The sequence below is a fragment of the Micromonospora sp. NPDC051543 genome (genome assembly GCF_044454415.1).
Taxonomy (GTDB): domain Bacteria; phylum Actinomycetota; class Actinomycetes; order Mycobacteriales; family Micromonosporaceae; genus Micromonospora.
Genome location: NZ_JBITDT010000019.1, coordinates 20020 through 35607 on the forward strand (window position 1 = coordinate 20020; position 15588 = coordinate 35607).

14 protein-coding genes are annotated in these 15588 nt (G+C 73.6%); 7 read left to right on the plus strand and 7 right to left on the minus strand.

The genetic code is table 11. From position 1 onward, the window contains the following. Positions 1 to 242 precede the first annotated feature (242 nt). The 3 genes from ACIA3K_RS27290 to ACIA3K_RS27300 all read left to right on the plus strand — a co-directional run bounded on the left by ACIA3K_RS27290 (position 243) and on the right by ACIA3K_RS27300 (position 4291). Entirely contained in the window at positions 243 to 1379 is a 1137-nt protein-coding gene (locus ACIA3K_RS27290) for an XdhC family protein (protein WP_396804515.1), read from the plus strand. A 61-nt stretch (positions 1380 to 1440) separates the two neighbouring features. Then, a complete protein-coding gene (locus ACIA3K_RS27295) occupies positions 1441 to 2376 on the plus strand; it encodes a PfkB family carbohydrate kinase (RefSeq protein ID WP_396804574.1) in 936 nt (311 codons plus the stop codon). Between the two features lie 88 nt (positions 2377 to 2464). Then, positions 2465 to 4291, plus strand: a complete 1827-nt coding sequence (locus ACIA3K_RS27300; protein ID WP_396804516.1) for an alpha-galactosidase — start codon at positions 2465 to 2467, stop codon at positions 4289 to 4291. A 139-nt stretch (positions 4292 to 4430) separates the two neighbouring features. Here the strand turns inward: ACIA3K_RS27300 and ACIA3K_RS27305 are convergent, their stop codons facing one another. Next, positions 4431 to 5261, minus strand: coding sequence for an MBL fold metallo-hydrolase (locus ACIA3K_RS27305; protein WP_396804517.1), 831 nt, complete (start codon positions 5259 to 5261; stop codon positions 4431 to 4433). Continuing rightward, positions 5258 to 5662: a hotdog domain-containing protein gene (locus ACIA3K_RS27310; protein ID WP_355052715.1), complete on the minus strand. Its 405-nt coding sequence runs from the start codon at positions 5660 to 5662 to the stop codon at positions 5258 to 5260. The genes ACIA3K_RS27305 and ACIA3K_RS27310 overlap by 4 nt, the downstream gene beginning before the upstream one ends. A gap of 139 nt (positions 5663 to 5801) precedes the next feature. Between ACIA3K_RS27310 and ACIA3K_RS27315 the strand changes: the two genes are divergently transcribed. Next, positions 5802 to 6857 (plus strand): phosphatase PAP2 family protein, encoded by a 1056-nt coding sequence (locus tag ACIA3K_RS27315; protein WP_396804518.1) that lies wholly within the window; start codon positions 5802 to 5804, stop codon positions 6855 to 6857. Positions 6858 to 7035: 178 nt separating this feature from the next. Here the strand turns inward: ACIA3K_RS27315 and ACIA3K_RS27320 are convergent, their stop codons facing one another. The 3 genes from ACIA3K_RS27320 to ACIA3K_RS27330 form a co-directional block, all read right to left on the minus strand. Then, complete coding sequence (locus ACIA3K_RS27320; RefSeq protein WP_396804519.1) at positions 7036 to 8613, minus strand: PH domain-containing protein; 1578 nt, start codon at positions 8611 to 8613, stop codon at positions 7036 to 7038. A 44-nt stretch (positions 8614 to 8657) separates the two neighbouring features. Next, positions 8658 to 9173 carry a PH domain-containing protein gene (locus tag ACIA3K_RS27325; protein ID WP_396804520.1) on the minus strand — a complete coding sequence of 172 codons (516 nt, stop codon included), beginning with the start codon at positions 9171 to 9173 and terminating at the stop codon, positions 8658 to 8660. Between the two features lie 408 nt (positions 9174 to 9581). After that, entirely contained in the window at positions 9582 to 9812 is a 231-nt protein-coding gene (locus ACIA3K_RS27330; protein WP_396804521.1) for a hypothetical protein, read from the minus strand. 240 nt (positions 9813 to 10052) lie between these two features. On the opposite strand from ACIA3K_RS27330, the gene ACIA3K_RS27335 reads away from it, so the two are divergent. The 3 genes from ACIA3K_RS27335 to ACIA3K_RS27345 are packed head-to-tail and all read left to right on the plus strand — an operon-like array spanning position 10053 to position 13086. After that, the gene (locus ACIA3K_RS27335) at positions 10053 to 11159 is read left to right on the plus strand and encodes an AAA family ATPase (RefSeq protein ID WP_396804522.1); all 1107 of its coding nucleotides are present in this window, start codon (positions 10053 to 10055) and stop codon (positions 11157 to 11159) included. Further along, positions 11138 to 12139 carry a DUF58 domain-containing protein gene (locus ACIA3K_RS27340; protein WP_396804575.1) on the plus strand — a complete coding sequence of 334 codons (1002 nt, stop codon included), beginning with the start codon at positions 11138 to 11140 and terminating at the stop codon, positions 12137 to 12139. The genes ACIA3K_RS27335 and ACIA3K_RS27340 overlap by 22 nt, the downstream gene beginning before the upstream one ends. Further along, on the plus strand, positions 12136 to 13086 hold the full coding sequence (locus ACIA3K_RS27345; RefSeq protein WP_396804523.1) for a VWA domain-containing protein: 951 nt from the start codon (positions 12136 to 12138) through the stop codon (positions 13084 to 13086). The genes ACIA3K_RS27340 and ACIA3K_RS27345 overlap by 4 nt, the downstream gene beginning before the upstream one ends. 317 nt (positions 13087 to 13403) lie before the next feature. Here ACIA3K_RS27345 and ACIA3K_RS27350 read toward each other — a convergent pair whose 3' ends face one another. Beyond that, positions 13404 to 14657: an acyltransferase family protein gene (locus tag ACIA3K_RS27350; protein ID WP_396804524.1), complete on the minus strand. Its 1254-nt coding sequence runs from the start codon at positions 14655 to 14657 to the stop codon at positions 13404 to 13406. Then, on the minus strand, positions 14654 to 15520 hold the full coding sequence (locus ACIA3K_RS27355; protein WP_396804525.1) for an alpha/beta hydrolase: 867 nt from the start codon (positions 15518 to 15520) through the stop codon (positions 14654 to 14656). The genes ACIA3K_RS27350 and ACIA3K_RS27355 overlap by 4 nt, the downstream gene beginning before the upstream one ends. Positions 15521 to 15588: the final 68 nt, after the last annotated feature.

The following is a 15588-nucleotide window of genomic DNA, read 5'->3' on the forward strand; positions in this document are numbered from 1 at the left end:
TCGCACCACCCGGTACGGGCCATCCCAACACGTCGTCCGCCGCCGGCGCAATAGTCGTTCCTCGATGTGTTAAACACGGCGGGCCGGCGTCGGAGCCTCGGACTTCTGTCCGCACCGGCGGGATCCTTCCTATAGTGATGGTCTGCCTTCCTACGGCGACGACTGCCGTCCGGGCGGATCGCCCCGCCTCGGGTCGCCTTACGTCGCCCGTGGCGTCGCGCAGACGAAGGAGGCGGCAGCGCGTGCCCGACGTGTTCGACGAACTGCACCGCCGCTGCCGGGCCGGCGAGCCGGTCGCCCTGGCCACCGTGGTCGCCACCTGGCGGTCCGCGCCGCAACCGCCCGGCGCCGCCATGCTCGTCGCCGCCGACGGCACGGTCACCGGCAGCGTCTCCGGCGGCTGCGTCGAGGCGGACCTGTACGAGCGGGCCCGCCACGTGCTCGACACCGGCGTACCGGAGCTGGTGCACTACGGCGTCAGCGACGACGAGGCGTACGCCGTCGGGCTCACTTGCGGCGGCCTGCTGGACGTGTTCGTCGAGCGGTTCGACGGCGGTGCGCTGGCGCAGCTCGACGTGGTCGCCGCCGCGCGACAGGCCGGCGAACCGGCCGCGGTCGTCACGTGCGTGGCCGCCGATGCCGGTGACACGTCCGACCCGGCGGGGCGGCTGGGTCGCCGGCTGGTGCTGACCGGGCGGCGGGTGGCGGGCTCACTCGGCGACGACCGGCTGGACGACGCCGCGGCCGACGACGCGCTCGGGCTGCTCGCCGCCGGGCACAGCGGCGTCCTGGGGTACGGCTACCAGGGCCAGCGCCGGGGCAGCGGCCTCAGTCTCTTCGTGGCCGCGTACGCCACCGCGCCCCGGATGATCGTCTTCGGGGCGATCGACTTCGCGGCGGCGGTGGCGCACATCGGCGCGTTCCTCGGCTACCGGGTGACCGTCTGCGACGCTCGGCCCGTCTTCGCCACCGGCCGGCGCTTCCCCGACGCGCACGAGGTGGTGGTGCGGTGGCCGCACCGCTACCTGCGGGACGAGATCGACGCCGGCCGGGTCGACCGGCGCACGGTCGTCTGCGTGCTCACCCACGACCCGAGGTTCGACGTGCCGCTGCTGGCGTTGGCCCTGCGCCAACCCCTGGCGTACGTCGGCGCGATGGGGTCGCGACGTACCCACGACGAACGGCACAAACTGCTACGCGAGGCGGGGCTCAGCACCGCACAGCTCGACCGGCTGGCCTCACCGATCGGGCTGGACCTCGGCGGTCGTACCCCCGAGGAGACCGCGGTCAGCGTGGCCGCGCAGATCGTCGCGGCCCGCTGGGGCGGCAGTGGCCGCCCCCTGGCCGCGACCGACGGGCCGATCCACCACGCGGACTGATCCCGCTGTGCCAGCCTGGGGCGAGGCGGCCGTCGCGGCCGCCGACGGCGAGGGGGCTCTGATGGGGTACGCGGTGGTGCTCGGCGAGGCGCTCGTCGACCTGCTCGACGGCGACGTCGACGGGGAGCGGGTCTACCGGCAGGCCATCGGTGGCGGCCCGCTCAACGTCGCCGTCGGGGTGACCAGGCTCGGCGGGGCGGCGGAGTTCGTCGGCTCGCTCGGTGACGACGTGCTGGGTCAGCGGATCCGCGACTTCCTGAGTGGGGTCGGCGTCGGACTGGCCGGTGCGGTCACGGTGTCCGCGCCGACCACGCTGGCGGTGGTGACGTACGCCGGCCCGGAACCGGATTTCCACTTCTACGGCGAGCCGCGCTCGTACGGCCTGCTCGGCCCGGACGACGTGGACCTGGCGCTGACCGAGGGCGCGGACGTGCTCTACTGCGGCTCGATCGTGCTGCTCGAGCCGGGCACGCTGGCCGCCGCCCGCCGGGCCTGGTCGCTCGCCACCGGCCTGCGGGTCCTCGATCCGAACGTCCGCCCGCGACTGCTCGACGGGCCGGTCGCGCTGGACGGGTTGCGGCAGGTGGTGGCGGAGTTCGCCGCGGGCGCGCACCTGGTCAAGTTGAGCAGCGCCGACGCCGGGCTGCTGTACCCGGGTGAGCCGGTCGAGGGGGTCGCCGCGTACCTGCGGGAGCTGGGCGCGTCCACCGTGGTGGTGACGCTCGGCGCGGCCGGCGCGGTGCTCGCCGCCGCCGAGGCCGACCCGGTGCGGGTGCCGGCGCCGAAGGTGGACGCCGTCGACGCCACCGGCGCCGGTGACTCGGTCATGGCCGCGCTCATCGCCGACCTGCTGCGCGACGGCGAGCCGGCCGATCCGACGGGCTGGGTCGATTCGGTGGCGTTCGCGCTGCGGGTCGCCGGTCTGGTCTGTGAGTCGCCGGGCGGGGCCACCGCCATGCCCACCCGCGCCGAGGTCGAACGCCGCTTCGGCGGTTGAGGGCGGGTGACGGTTGGTTGACGTCCCTGTTATGTGAACGTTAACATCGGCGTCTGCCTATTTCCTGCGTGTTATCCGGGAGACTCCGATGAGACTCGTCCTGGTACCACCGTCATTCCGCCGCCTCGCCGCCGTGCTGGTCGTCGCCCTGGTTGCCGTCGGCGGCGTCGCCGTCAGTGCTCCGGAGCCGGCGCGCGCCTGGGACAACGCGGTGGCCAGCACCCCGCCGATGGGGTGGAACAGCTACGACTCGTTCAACTGGAGCGTCACCGAGGCCGACGTACGGGCAAACGCCGACTACATGGCCACCAACCTGCGGCAGTCCGGCTGGCAGTACATCGTCATCGACTGGGGGTGGTACTACCCCGGACGACACAACAACAGCCCCAACCAGGACTCCAACCTGCAACCCCGGCTCCGGATGGATGCCAACGGTCGGCTGCTGCCCGACACCACCCGGTTCCCCTCCGCCGCCGGTGACAACGGGTTCAAACCCCTGGCCGACTACATCCACGCCCAGGGCCTGAAGGTCGGGGTCCACCTGATGCGGGGCATCCCCCGCCAGGCGGTGGCCGACAACGTCCCGATCTCGGGCACCAGTTGCCGCGCCAACCAGATCAACAACAGCACCACCGCGGCCTGGCTCAACCTCATGTGGGGCCTGAACATGTCCAACCCCTGCGCGCAGAGCTACCTGGACTCGGTGTTCCAACTGCTCGCGTCCTGGGGGATCGACTTCGTGAAGGTGGACGACATCGCCGCGCCGACCTACCGGCAGGCGGAGATCGAGGGCTACAAGCTGGCGATCCAGCGCAGTGGCCGTCCGATGGTGCTGAGCCTGTCGCCCGGCGCGACCCCGCTGGCCAGCGGAAGCCACGTCCAGGCCAACGCGCACATGTGGCGGATCGTCAACGACCTCTGGGACAACTGGTCGTCCGTCGACGCCCTCTTCGACCAACTCCGCAACTGGACCCCGTACCGCGCCACCGGCGCCTGGCCCGACCCGGACATGATCCCCATCGGCCGGCTCTCCAAGTACGGGCCCGTCGGCTCACCGCGCTACTCCAACCTCACCTCGGACGAGCAGCGCACCCTGATGACGCTCTGGGCGATCAACCGCGCGCCGCTGATGTGGGGTGGCAACCTGGTCGAGAACCGCGCCTCGGAGCTGGCGTTGATGACCAACACCGCGGTGCTGGCCGTCGACCAGAACAGCGCCAACAACCGTCAGCTCACCGGCGGCACCCGGCAGGCGTGGACCGCCGACGTGCCCGGCAGCGCCGACCGCTACCTCGCCCTGTTCAACCGCGAGAGCGGCGCGGCGGACGTCTCGGTCAACCTGGCCGACCTCGGAATCGGCTCGGCCACCGTGACCGACCTGTGGTCCGGCGCGGCCCTCGGCACCGTGACCGGGACCCTCACCCGTTCGCTCCCGGCCCACGGCGCCGGGCTCTACCGGCTGACCCCGGGAAGCACCGTGCCCGTCCCGACCACCTACACCCTCGCCGCTCAGCACAGCGGGAAGCTGCTGGACGTCTCCAACAACGCCACGACCGACGGCGCCGACATCGTGCAGTGGAGTGCGAACGGGCAGGCCAACCAGCGGTGGCGGTTCCAGGACGCCGGTGGCGGTTACCAGACGGTGGTCAGCGCGCACAGCGGTAAGTGCCTGGACGTGTACGGCGGCGCGAGCGCCACCGGCGACGGCGTCCGGGTCACCCAGTGGACCTGCAACGGAGGCACCAACCAGCAGTGGCGCGTCCAGGACCAAGGCACCGGCGCAGCACAACTGGTAGCGAGGCACAGCAACAAGTGCCTGACCATCCTCAACGCCGCCACCACCGACGGCGCCCGCGCCGTGCAATCCACCTGCACCACTGCCCTGAACCAACAGTGGCGCCGCACGGGGGTCTAACCCGCCCCCCCCTTTTCCGCGCCGATCTTGCACTTTCTGCGCCGACATTGCCCCAGATGAGGGACTTATCGGCAACCCAAAGTGCAAGATCGGCGCGGCAGGGCGGACAGGGCGGGCACGGCGGCGCGGGTTCTCGGGGTCAGGCTTCGCCGTTCAGCTCGCGGTAGCCGCGGCGGGCCGCGAGCAGAGCCGCGCGTGCCCCGAAGGGCGCCTCGGCGGCCACCCGCTCCGGCGGCGCGCCGCCGGTGTGCGCGGCCCGGATCAGCCAGGCCAGCCGTACCAGCTCGGCGTGCTGGGCCCGGACGAAGTCGACGTCCACCACGTCGCCGTGGCCCGGGACCACCACCGTGCCCGGCGTCGTCAGCCGCAGCAGGTCCGCGACGGCGTCCGGCCACTGCAGGGGGTACGAGTCCTCGAAGGCGGGCGGACCGCTCTGCTCCACCAGGTCGCCGGCGACGAGCACGTCCGCGTCGGGCACGTGCGCCACCAGGTCGGCGTCGGTGTGCCCGCGCCCCGGGTGCCGCAGCAGCACCCGCCGGCCGCCCAGGTCGAGCGTCGTCTCCGTGTGCACCGCGTGCGTCGGGGCCAGCAGCGGGGTGTCCGCCAGGTCGACGGCCAGCTCCGGGTGCTCCGCGCGCACCTCCTCGTACGCCTCCCGGCGCAGCCCCTCCGGGTCGTCGCGCAGAGCGGCGGCGGCCCGCTCGTGCGCGTACACCGGTCGAGGTGGTTCGCCGGCCAGGACGGCGTTGCCGAAGCAGTGGTCGTAGTGGTGGTGCGTGTTGACCAGGGTCAGCGGACGGTCGGTGACCCCCCGGACGGCGGCGACCAGCTCGGTCGCCTGCCCCGCCGAGGAGAGCGTGTCCACCAGCAGCGCCCCGTCGTCGCCGACGACGAGGGTGACGTTGACCCGCAGCAGGGGCTCGACCCGCACGTACACCCGGTCGGCGACCTCGACGAACCCGCCGCTCACGACGCCCGCCCGGCCCGGTCGACGAAGCGTTGCCGGTCCACCAGGAGCCGGTCCACCCGGCCCCGGGCCACCGTCTGGTCGCCGTCGGAGACGCTGACCTCGAACGACAACCGCCGACCGTCGACCGTCGTCAGCAGCGCCTGCGCCCGTACCGTACGGCCCACCACCGTCGGCGCGAGGTGCTCCAGCTCGACCCGCGTGCCGACCGTCGTCGAACCGGGCGGCATCGCCGTCGCCGTGGCCGCGACGGTGGCCGCCTCCGCGAGCGCGAGCGCCCGGGGCGTGCCCAGCACCGGTACGTCCCCCGAACCCACCGCCTGGGCGGTGTCCGCGTCGGTGACGGTCAGCTCGACCTGGGCGGTCAGACCCGGCGCGAGGGCCGGCTCGGGCTGCTCCTGCATGGTCGTCAGCCTAGGTGTTCGCAGACCCCGTCGAGCACGCGCCCGGCGATCCCGGCGCCGCCCGCCCTCCCACCTGTGCGCCGCCCCTCCGGGTGGTACCCGTCGGTCGATGCCGTAGCCGTCGTTAACCTTGACCGCGATGGCCGTCGTGACTGACCCCCAGCCCCCCGCCCGGACCGACCCACCCACGTCCCCGGACGCGGGTCGTCGGCGCGTCGTCGCCATGACGATCTGGGCGGTCGCCTTCGTCGCCGCGTGGCTCGGCATCGGGCTGCCCACCGACCCGGCGTACGCCTTCGTGTGGATCTGGCTCGGGACCATCGCCTGGAACAGCGACCGCCCGTGGCGCAGCCACCTGCGCTTCGCCCGGGACTGGGTGCCGGTGGTGCTGCTCCTGGCCGCGTACAACCTCTCGCGCGGGTTCGCCGACAACGGCGCCACCCCGCACGCCATGGAGCTGATCGTCGCCGACCGGTTCATGTTCGGCTGGGCCACCGGTGGGGAGGTGCCCACCGTCTGGTTGCAGGAGCACCTCTACCGCCCACAGGTGCACTGGTGGGACATCGCGGCGAGCTGGGTGTACTTCTCGCACTTCGTGGTGGCGCTGGCCGCCGCCGCCGTGCTCTGGATGCGGGACCGGCACCGCTGGGCCGCCTACATGCGGCGGTGGGGCTTCCTGTGTGCCGCCGGCCTGGTCACGTACTTCGTCTACCCGGCCGCGCCGCCCTGGTGGGCCGCGCAGAACGGCCTGCTCACCGAGGTGGCGCGGATCTCCACCCGGGGCTGGAAGGCGTTCGGCATGCACGGCGCCGGCAACGTGCTCAACGCCGGCCAGATCGCCTCCAACCCGGTCGCCGCCATGCCGTCGCTGCACACCGCGTGGGCGCTGTTCGTGGTGCTGTTCTTCCTGCACACCACCCGCCGCCGCTGGTGGCCGCTGCTGCTCGCGTACCCCCTGGCGATGACCTTCACCCTGGTCTACTCCGGCGAGCACTACGTGATCGACGTGCTGGTGGGCTGGACGTACGTCGGGCTGACCTACCTGGTCGTCGGTCTGGCCGAGCGGGCGTGGCGGGCCTACCGCGCCCGCCACCCGAAGGCCGGAACGCAACCTCCCCCCAACCAGCCCGACCCCCCGCCCCTCCGCGAACCAGACAGCACCACCACCCACCCCTCGGTCCCCGCCGACCACTGACCCCCCCCGGCTCCGGCCCCCGGTCCGTCCCGGTGATCATGAAGTTATTGCCCTGCGCGTCGGCGTGTCGGGGCAATAACTTCATGATCACCGCGCTGGGGCGCTGGGGCGCTGGGGCGCTGGGGCGCTGGGGCGGTGGGGTGGGAGGTGGGAGGTGGGTGGGGTTTGGGGTTTGGGTTTAGGGGGTTTGGTGGCGGGCTTGGTGGGCTCTGCGGGTCAGGTCGGCTGCCAGGGACCAGGCTTCGGCTAGGTCGCGGTCCTGGGCCGCCGCGCCCGAGCCGCCGGCCGTGTCCGCGTACACGGTCGCCAGCCGCAGCCGGCGCTGCACCGGCCCCTGCACGACGCGCACGCTCTGGATCCGGGCGTACGGCACGATCGCCAACTGCCGGGTGAGCAGCCCGGACCGGGTGGCGAAGACCCGGTCGAACAGTCCCGCGCCGAGCGCGCCGCGTCCGAGCGGGTGCAGCCAGCGCGTCCGGGGCGGTGGCGGGCTCAGCGTCAGCGCGTCCAGGCGTACGCCGGGCAGCACCTCGCCGACGATCATCGTGGCGGTCGGCAGGTCACCCACCGGCAGCAGCCGGTCCGGTCGGTTGCGGTCGTCGGCCTCCGCGAGCGAGTAGCCGGCCACCTCCAACCGCAGTCGCAGCCAGTCGTTGACCCGCCACAGCAGCGGCCAGGTGGCCCGTACGGTCTGGACCCGGTCCAGCGGCACGGTCTGCGCGCGGGTCTCCAGTAGGCCGTTGTGCACCCGCAGGGTGCCACCGTCGCGGGCCAGCCGGAAGTTCCAGTCGTCGAGGACCCGGCGGATCGGTTGCAGGAGCACACCGGCCATCGCGGTCAGCGTGCTCGCCACCGCGATGAACGACCACGACCCGGCCGTGACGAACTGCACCACGACGAAGGCGACGCCGAACGGGAGCAGGAACGCCTGCGGGGTGAGCAACTGGCTGACCAGGAGGTTCCGGTTGCGTACCGCGTGCAGTGGCCGAGCCCGCACGGCCGTCGGCGTCTCGACCTGCGTCGCGGGCGCGGTGTCGCCGGGCGGCACCACGCGTCCGGCGAGCGCCAGCAGCCGCTCCCGCAGGCGGATGGCGTCGGCCACCCCGAGGTACGCCAGCGGCGCTTCGGTCTTGCCTCCTCCGACGACCTCCAGGCGCAGCTCGGCCAGGCCGGTGAGCTGGGCGAGCAGGGGCCGGACCACCTCCACGGCCTGCAACCGCTCCAACGGGATCGCCCGGGTACGCCTCCAGAGCAGCCCCTCGTGCACCCGCAGTTCGCGGCCCACCACGTGGTAGCCGGTGTTGTACCAGCTGATCACCGACAGCACGGTCGCGCCGAGCGCCAGCACCACCACCATGGCGGCGAACCAACCGAAACCGACCCGCGACAGTGTCGACCAGGACAGGCCGGCGATCACCACGACCAGTGACTTGGCACCGTGCAGCAGCGGGCTGAGCGGGTGTAGCCGCTGTCGAGGCTCCCCGCCACCATCGCTCACCGGGGCGGGCCACGGCTGGTCCGCCCCGGGCGGCCCGGCCGAATACGGCGGCCCGGCCGAGTACGGTGGCCCGGCGGGATATGACGGCCCGACCGGACGCGGCGCGGCGGCGTGCAGCGGCGCAGCTGGGTACTGCGTCCCGCCAGCATCCGAAAACCCGCCAGGATGCGGCGGGCCGCCGGTGTGCGACGTGCCGGCAGGGGAATCGCCTTCGGGAGATGGCGGCACGGTGCCGGGGTCGACGGGGCTCTCGCTCATCGGGCCAGCGCCCGGTGGTGTCGGCGGTCGCCTGCGCGGGGTGGTCACAGCCCCTCCGCCCGGTCCTCACCGAGCGCGGTGAGCCGGTCGCGCAGTCGGGATGCCTCCGCCGGACGCAGGCCGGGCACCCGCGCGTCACTGGCGGCCGCCGCCGTGTGCAACTGCACGGTGGCCAGGTCGAAGGCGCGTTCCAGCGGCCCGGCGCTGACGTCGACGAACTGCATGCGGGAGTACGGGACGATGGACAACCGTCGGACCAGCAGTCCGTGCCGCACGAGCAGGTCGTCGTCGCGCTCGGCGTAGCCCCAGGCGCGTACCGCCCGGACGATGGCCGTGGCCCGCCACCCGCCGAGCACCAGCACGATGGCGAGGGCGAGTCCGAACAGCCAGTGACCGCTCAGTGCCCAGCCGACCGCCGTCACGGCCAGGCCGATGGCCACCACGATCGCGAGTCGGATCAACTCCACCCAGATCAGGTCGGTCGAGATCGGCTGCCACCGTACGGTGTCGGGCCACGGCTCCAACGGGCCACGGTCCGCCGTCGCGGAGGCGTGCCCCACCGTCGAAACGGGACCGGGAGCCGAAACGGGACCGGGAGCCCCCGAAAGGCCGGGAGCCGCCGAAAGGCCGTGAGCCGGCGCGGGGCCGGGAGGTGGCAGGAGGCCAGGGGCCGGCAGGTCGGGCGGGGGCGAGAGGGCGGGGTGACCGGGCGACGGCGGTACGGCGTTCGGCGGCAGCGGGGCCGGCGACGAGGCGTCCGGCGGGGACGGGTCCGGGCCGAGCGTGCCGGGCGCCGGGAACGCGCCGGGGGGCGGCGCGATGCCGGGCGGTGCCGCCGCCGGGGAGGTCGGTGGGGACGGGGCGGTGGGGCCGGGGGAGGCCGGTGGGTCGGCGCGGTCCTCCGGGCTCATCGACCAGATCCGTTCCACGTGCCCCGCACCGCCGCGCTGCTGTGCCTCATCGCTCGCTCACACGTCGAGGGTAGGCGATCCGGACACCGGAGTGACGGTACGGAGAAAGCCACGGGCGTCCAGGAACGCTCCGAGAGTGTCCCGGTGCTCGGCGCAGGCCAGCCAGGTCTTGCGCCGGTCGGCGGTGTGCAGGCGGGGATTGTTCCACTCCAGCGCCCAGACGGCGGGGGCGCGGCAGCCTCGTGCCGAACAGACCAGGGCGTCGTCGGCGGGGGTGGGGACGTTCATCCCGGCCAGTCTAGGGCGGCCGGGGAGGAAGTTTGAGCGCCGGGCGGCCACGGGGGGAGCCGCCCGGCGACGGGATGAATCGTACACGCGGCGGCCCGGTCCCTGTCCACCCGTGACGCGCGATTCGATGCTCGGGACCGCGTGGCGAAAATCGGCTTCTCCCCACCTCGACACTCAGGAAGGCATGCGAGTCTTGAGACCGCACCAGCCGCGACGACCGACCAACGCTGTGGAGGACCGGTGGCCCAGCCGACCACGCCCGACGCCCCGACGCCCAACGGGGCGGCACCCCAGGCGCCCGCCCCGGTGACCACGCCCGCACAGGACGCCACCCTGTTGGAGAAGGCGTTGTTCGAGATCAAACGGGTGATCGTCGGCCAGGACCGGATGGTCGAGCGGATGTTCGTCGCGCTGCTCGCGCGCGGCCACTGCCTGATCGAGGGTGTGCCCGGCGTGGCCAAGACCCTGGCCGTGGAGACTCTCGCCAAGGTCGTCGGCGGGTCCTTCGCCCGGGTGCAGTTCACCCCTGACCTGGTGCCGGCCGACATCATGGGCACCCGGATCTACCGGCAGTCGAGCGAGAAGTTCGACGTGGAGTTGGGCCCGGTCTTCGTCAACTTTCTGCTCGCCGACGAGATCAACCGTGCTCCCGCCAAGGTGCAGTCGGCGCTGCTGGAGGTGATGAGCGAGCGGCAGGTGTCCATCGGCGGCGAGAGCCACCGGGTGCCCGACCCGTTCCTCGTGATGGCCACCCAGAACCCGATCGAGCAGGAGGGTGTCTACCCGCTGCCCGAGGCCCAGCGGGACCGCTTCCTCATGAAGATCGTCGTGGGCTATCCGACCGATGCCGAGGAGCGCGAGATCGTCTACCGGATGGGCGTGGCCGCGCCGGAACCGACGGCGGTCTTCGACACCCCCGAGTTGATCGCTCTGCAGCGCAAGGCCGACCAGGTCTTCGTGCACAACGCGCTCGTCGACTACGCGGTTCGCCTGGTGCTGGCCACCCGTACGCCCGCCGAGCACGGCATGCCGGACGTCGCCCAACTGATCCAGTACGGGGCCAGCCCGCGCGCCTCGCTCGGTCTGGTCCGGGCCACCCGCGCGTTGGCGCTGCTGCGCGGACGGGACTACGCCCTGCCGCAGGACGTGCAGGACATCGCTCCGGACATCCTGCGGCACCGGCTGGTGCTCAGCTACGACGCGCTCGCCGACGACGTGCCGGCCGATCACATCGTGCAGCGGGTGATGTCGACGATTCCTCTTCCGTCGGTCGCGCCCCGGCAGCAGGCCACCCCGCCGTCGAGCGCCCCACCACCCGGCGCGGGCTGGCCCGGGCAGCGGCCGTGACCTCACCCACCCCTCGTCCCGCCCCTCTGGGTGACCGCAGCGAGGCCGTGCTCTCCCGACTCCAGTTGCTGGTCACTCGCAAGCTCGACGGTCTGCTCCAGGGCGACTACGCCGGTCTGCTCCCCGGGCCGGGCAGCGAGGCGGGGGAGTCGCGGGAGTACCGCCCCGGTGACGACGTACGCCGGATGGACTGGCCGGTGACCGCGCGGACCACGACCGCGCACGTGCGGCGTACGGTCGCGGACCGGGAGTTGGAGACCTGGTTGGCGCTGGACCTCTCGGCCAGCCTGGACTTCGGCACCGGGCAGTGGCTCAAGCGGGAGGTGGTGGTGGCCGCGGCCGCCGCCATCACCCATCTGACCGTGCGCGGCGGCAACCGGATCGGCGCGGTGATCGGTACCGGTGGCGGCACGTCCACACCCGCGCGGCGCTGGCGGGGCGGCCCACCTCCGGCCGGTCCGGGCGTGCTGACCCGCCTGCCGGCCCGCTCCGGCCGCAAGGAGGCGCAGGGTCTGCTGCGCGCCGTCGCCGGCACGGCGATCCAGCCGGGCCGGGGTGACCTGGGCGCGCTGATCGACATGCTCAACCGCCCACCCCGGCGGCGCGGGGTGGCCGTGGTGGTCTCGGACTTCCTGGCGCCGGCCGAGCAGTGGGCCCGGCCGATGCGCAAGCTCCGCGTCCGGCACGACGTGCTGGCCATCGAGGTGGTCGACCCACGCGAACTGGAGCTGCCCGACGTGGGGGTGCTTCCGGTGGTCGACCCGGAGAGCGGTGAGTTGCACGAGGTGCAGACCGCCGACCCCCGGCTGCGGCAGCGCTATGCGGAGGTCGCCGCCGCTCAACGGGCCACGATCGCCGCCGCGCTGCGCGGCGCCGGCGCGGCCCACCTGCGTCTGCGTACGGACCGAGACTGGCTGCTGGACATGGTGCGTTTCGTGGCCGCGCAGCGGCACGCGCGTACCCGGGGGACGACACGATGATCCGTTTTCTGCAACCGTGGTGGTTGCTGGCCGTGCTGCCGGTGCTCGCGCTCGCCGCGTTCTACGTCTGGCGGCAACTGCACCGCCGGGCGTACGCTGTGCGGTTCACCAACGTGGACCTGCTGCGTACGGTCGCGCCCAAGGGCCTGGGTTGGCGGCGGCACGTGCCGGCGACCGCGTTCCTGCTCTGTCTGCTGGTGCTCGCCACGGCCCTGGCCCGCCCCGCGATCGACACGAAGGAGCCGTTGGAGCGGGCCACCGTGATGCTCGCCATCGACGTGTCGCTGTCGATGCAGGCCGACGACGTGGCGCCGAACCGGTTGGAGGCCGCGCAGGAGGCGGCCAAGCAGTTCGTGGCCGAGTTGCCGGCGAGCTACAACCTGGGCCTCGTCTCGTTCGCCAAGGCGGCGAACGTGCTGGTGCCGCCGGGCAAGGACCGGGACGCGGTGACCGCCGGGATCGACGGACTGGTGCTGGCCGAGGCGACCGCCACGGGTGAGGCGGTGTTCACCTGCCTGGAGGCGATCCGGTCGGTGCCGGCCGATGGCGCGGCGGGTATCCCGCCGGCGCGCATCGTGCTGCTGTCGGACGGGTTCCGCACCTCGGGTCGGTCGGTGGAGGAGGCGGCGGCCGCCGCGCAGGCGGCCAACGTGCCGGTGTCCACCATCGCGTTCGGCACCGACACGGGTCAGGTCGACATCGGCGGGCAGCTCCAACGGGTGCCGGTGGACCGGCTGGCCCTCGCCGAGCTGGCCGAGACGACCGAGGGTTACTTCTACGAGGCGGCCTCGGTGAGCGAGCTGAAGCAGGTCTACCAGGACATGGGCAGTTCGATCGGTTTCCGGACCGAGCCGCGCGAGGTGACCCAGTGGTACGCCGGGCTGGCGCTGCTGCTGGCGCTCTGCGCCGGCGCGCTCAGCCTGCTCTGGTCGTCACGGATGATCTGACCGCCGGCCGGGACAGCGAGGCGAACGGCCGGTGGTGGTCAGTGACCGCCGCCGGCCAGGACGAAGACGACGGCCACCCAGACGGCGGCGAGGGTGAAGCCCAGCGGGGCGACGTAGCGGCTCATGGACGGCTCCGAGTGGCGGCTGGACGGTCCGCGAGCGGGGGCGGACCGCAGGGGGTTGGGACGCGCACACGAAGTCGTGACCGGGCGGCTCCCGGCGACCGTCCGGAGACCGGACGGCGCGGCACGCACAACGGCGTTGACCGAGGTGGTGCGGGAGCGGAGCGGGGTCAGCTCGCCAGACTGAGTCGTGGCTCAGCGGGGCTGACCATCGGCCCGGCCACGACTAGGAGGATCGCTATCTCGCACAGCGATCACCTCCTGGAGGTCGGCCCGGTCCGAACGTCGATGATCGTACACCTGAGCCGCTCTCGGCACGCACTCGGCCGACCGGTCCGCGAGCGCTCCACCGCGCGGCCGGCCCGGCCCGGCCGGACGCGGCGTCGAGCCGCTCCCGCGCCCGCCGCGTACCACCGTGACCAGCACCGTGGCGAGCAGCGGCAACCAGCAGAACCGGGCCAGCACCCAGCCCGGGCCGTCCGGCGTCGTGTGCAGTCCGGGCAGCGTCAGGCCACCCCGGGCGGTGAGCGCGGTCACCGCGACCAGCACCGGCTGGTGCCACAGGTAGATCCGCACGGCGTCGCTGTTCACCGCGGCCACCGCGCGGCCCGCAAGAGGCCGGTCCACCAGCCGTTCCCAGCCGGCGCGGGCCAGCAGACCCAGCCCGACCTGGGTGCGCGCCAGCGCCACGGCCAGCAGCGACGGAGGGTTCAGGTTGGACACGCCGGCACCCGGCACGCCGACCGCGCTGAGCGGATAGCCCACCGCCACCAGCACGGCCAGCGCCACGGCCCCGCCAACGGCCAGCAGTCCCGCCGCCCGCCGGCCGGCCAGCCGTCCGTCGGCGTACGCGACGCCGAGCAGGTACGGCACCGACCAGGCCGCCAGCACGCTGACCGGCGGCACGGTGACGCCGTCGGGCAGCAGGCGGACCGCGAGGTCGCTCGCCGCCACCACGGCCACCGCCGGCAGCGCGCAGCGCAAGACTCCCCATCGGCGTACGGCCGCGCGCAGCGGGCCACTCAAGGCGACCAGGAGCAGCAGCGGCGCCAGGAACCAGAGCGGACTGGTCGCGAGGTGGAGCCCGACGGCGAGCGTGTCGTCCGGCGCGCCCGCCACGGTGGCGGCCAGCAGCACGGCGGCCCCGGTGCCCAGCAGCGCCACCGTGGGCAGCAGCAACCGACGTGAACGGCGGGCCAGCCAGCCGGCTGAGGTGCCCCGGTGACGGGCCAACGACCGGGCCGAACCGAAGCCGGCGGCGAAGAAGAACAGGCCGAGCGTCTGCAACACCCAGGTGACCGGCGCCAGGGCGGGCAGCGCGGTCAGCGGACTGGCCTGACGCAGCCCGCCGTCGCCGGTCAGCACCAGCCCGGTGACCAGCCAGTGCCCGAGCACCACCCCGCCGATCGCGTACGCCCGCAGCGCGTCGACCGTGCGGTCGCGGCTCATCGGGCGTCCTCGACCGGACCGGCGCCCCGCACGACCGCCGCGACCGCGATCAGGGTGGTGGTGCCCGTGGCCAGGTAGTCGTCGTGCCCGGAGACCCCATCCACCGGCAGCGGGCGGGCTCCGAACGCCGGGTCGCCGGGGCGACGCCCGTGCCCGAGGCCGGCGAGCCGCACGGGCGGCACCCGGCGGATCCAGTCGGACGGCGCCTCGGCCGCCCAGAACCGCAGTCCGGCGCGCAGATCGTCGGCGCGCCGCACACCTGCGCCGACGCCACCCAGGCTGACCAGGTCGGTGACCTGCGCCGGGGCGTGCGCCACCGCCAGCGCCGCCACCAGGGCCCCGTAGCTGTGTCCGATCACCGTGATCGTCGCGGCCGGACGGCGCGCGACCAGCTCCCGTAGCAGCCGTACCAGTCCGGTCGCCCCACGTCGGGCGTCGGCGTCGCTGGCCGCGCCCACCAACCCGTCGGGCGGGTCGTAGCCGAGCCAGGCCAGCACGGCCACCCGCGCCGTCGGGTCGCTCGACCGGACCTGCCCGTACAGCTGCCCGGCCTGCACCGACGGCGCGCGTCGCGGCACCCCGCCCAGTCCGCGGTCGAAGTCGGCGAGCGTGCTGCCCACCCCCGGCACGAGCACCGCGATCCGGTCCGCGTCCGCCAGGTCGCCGAGGACCTCCACCGCCCGCCCGTCGCCGCGCGGGTCGAAGGCCAGGAAACGGCGTCCGTCCGCCGCCCAGTCCGCGTACGGGGGGCCGGCCGCGCGCATCGCCGCCGCGGTGCCGGGGTACGCCTCGACGAACCCCACCTCCGTGACCGGCTCCGGTGTGCCGGGCAGGACCAGGCTCGCCCCGAGCACCGCGCTCACAGCGACACGTGTGACACCTCGTCGTCGCACCACGTTCTCCCCTTTCGAATGACGTCCGGAAGGGGAGA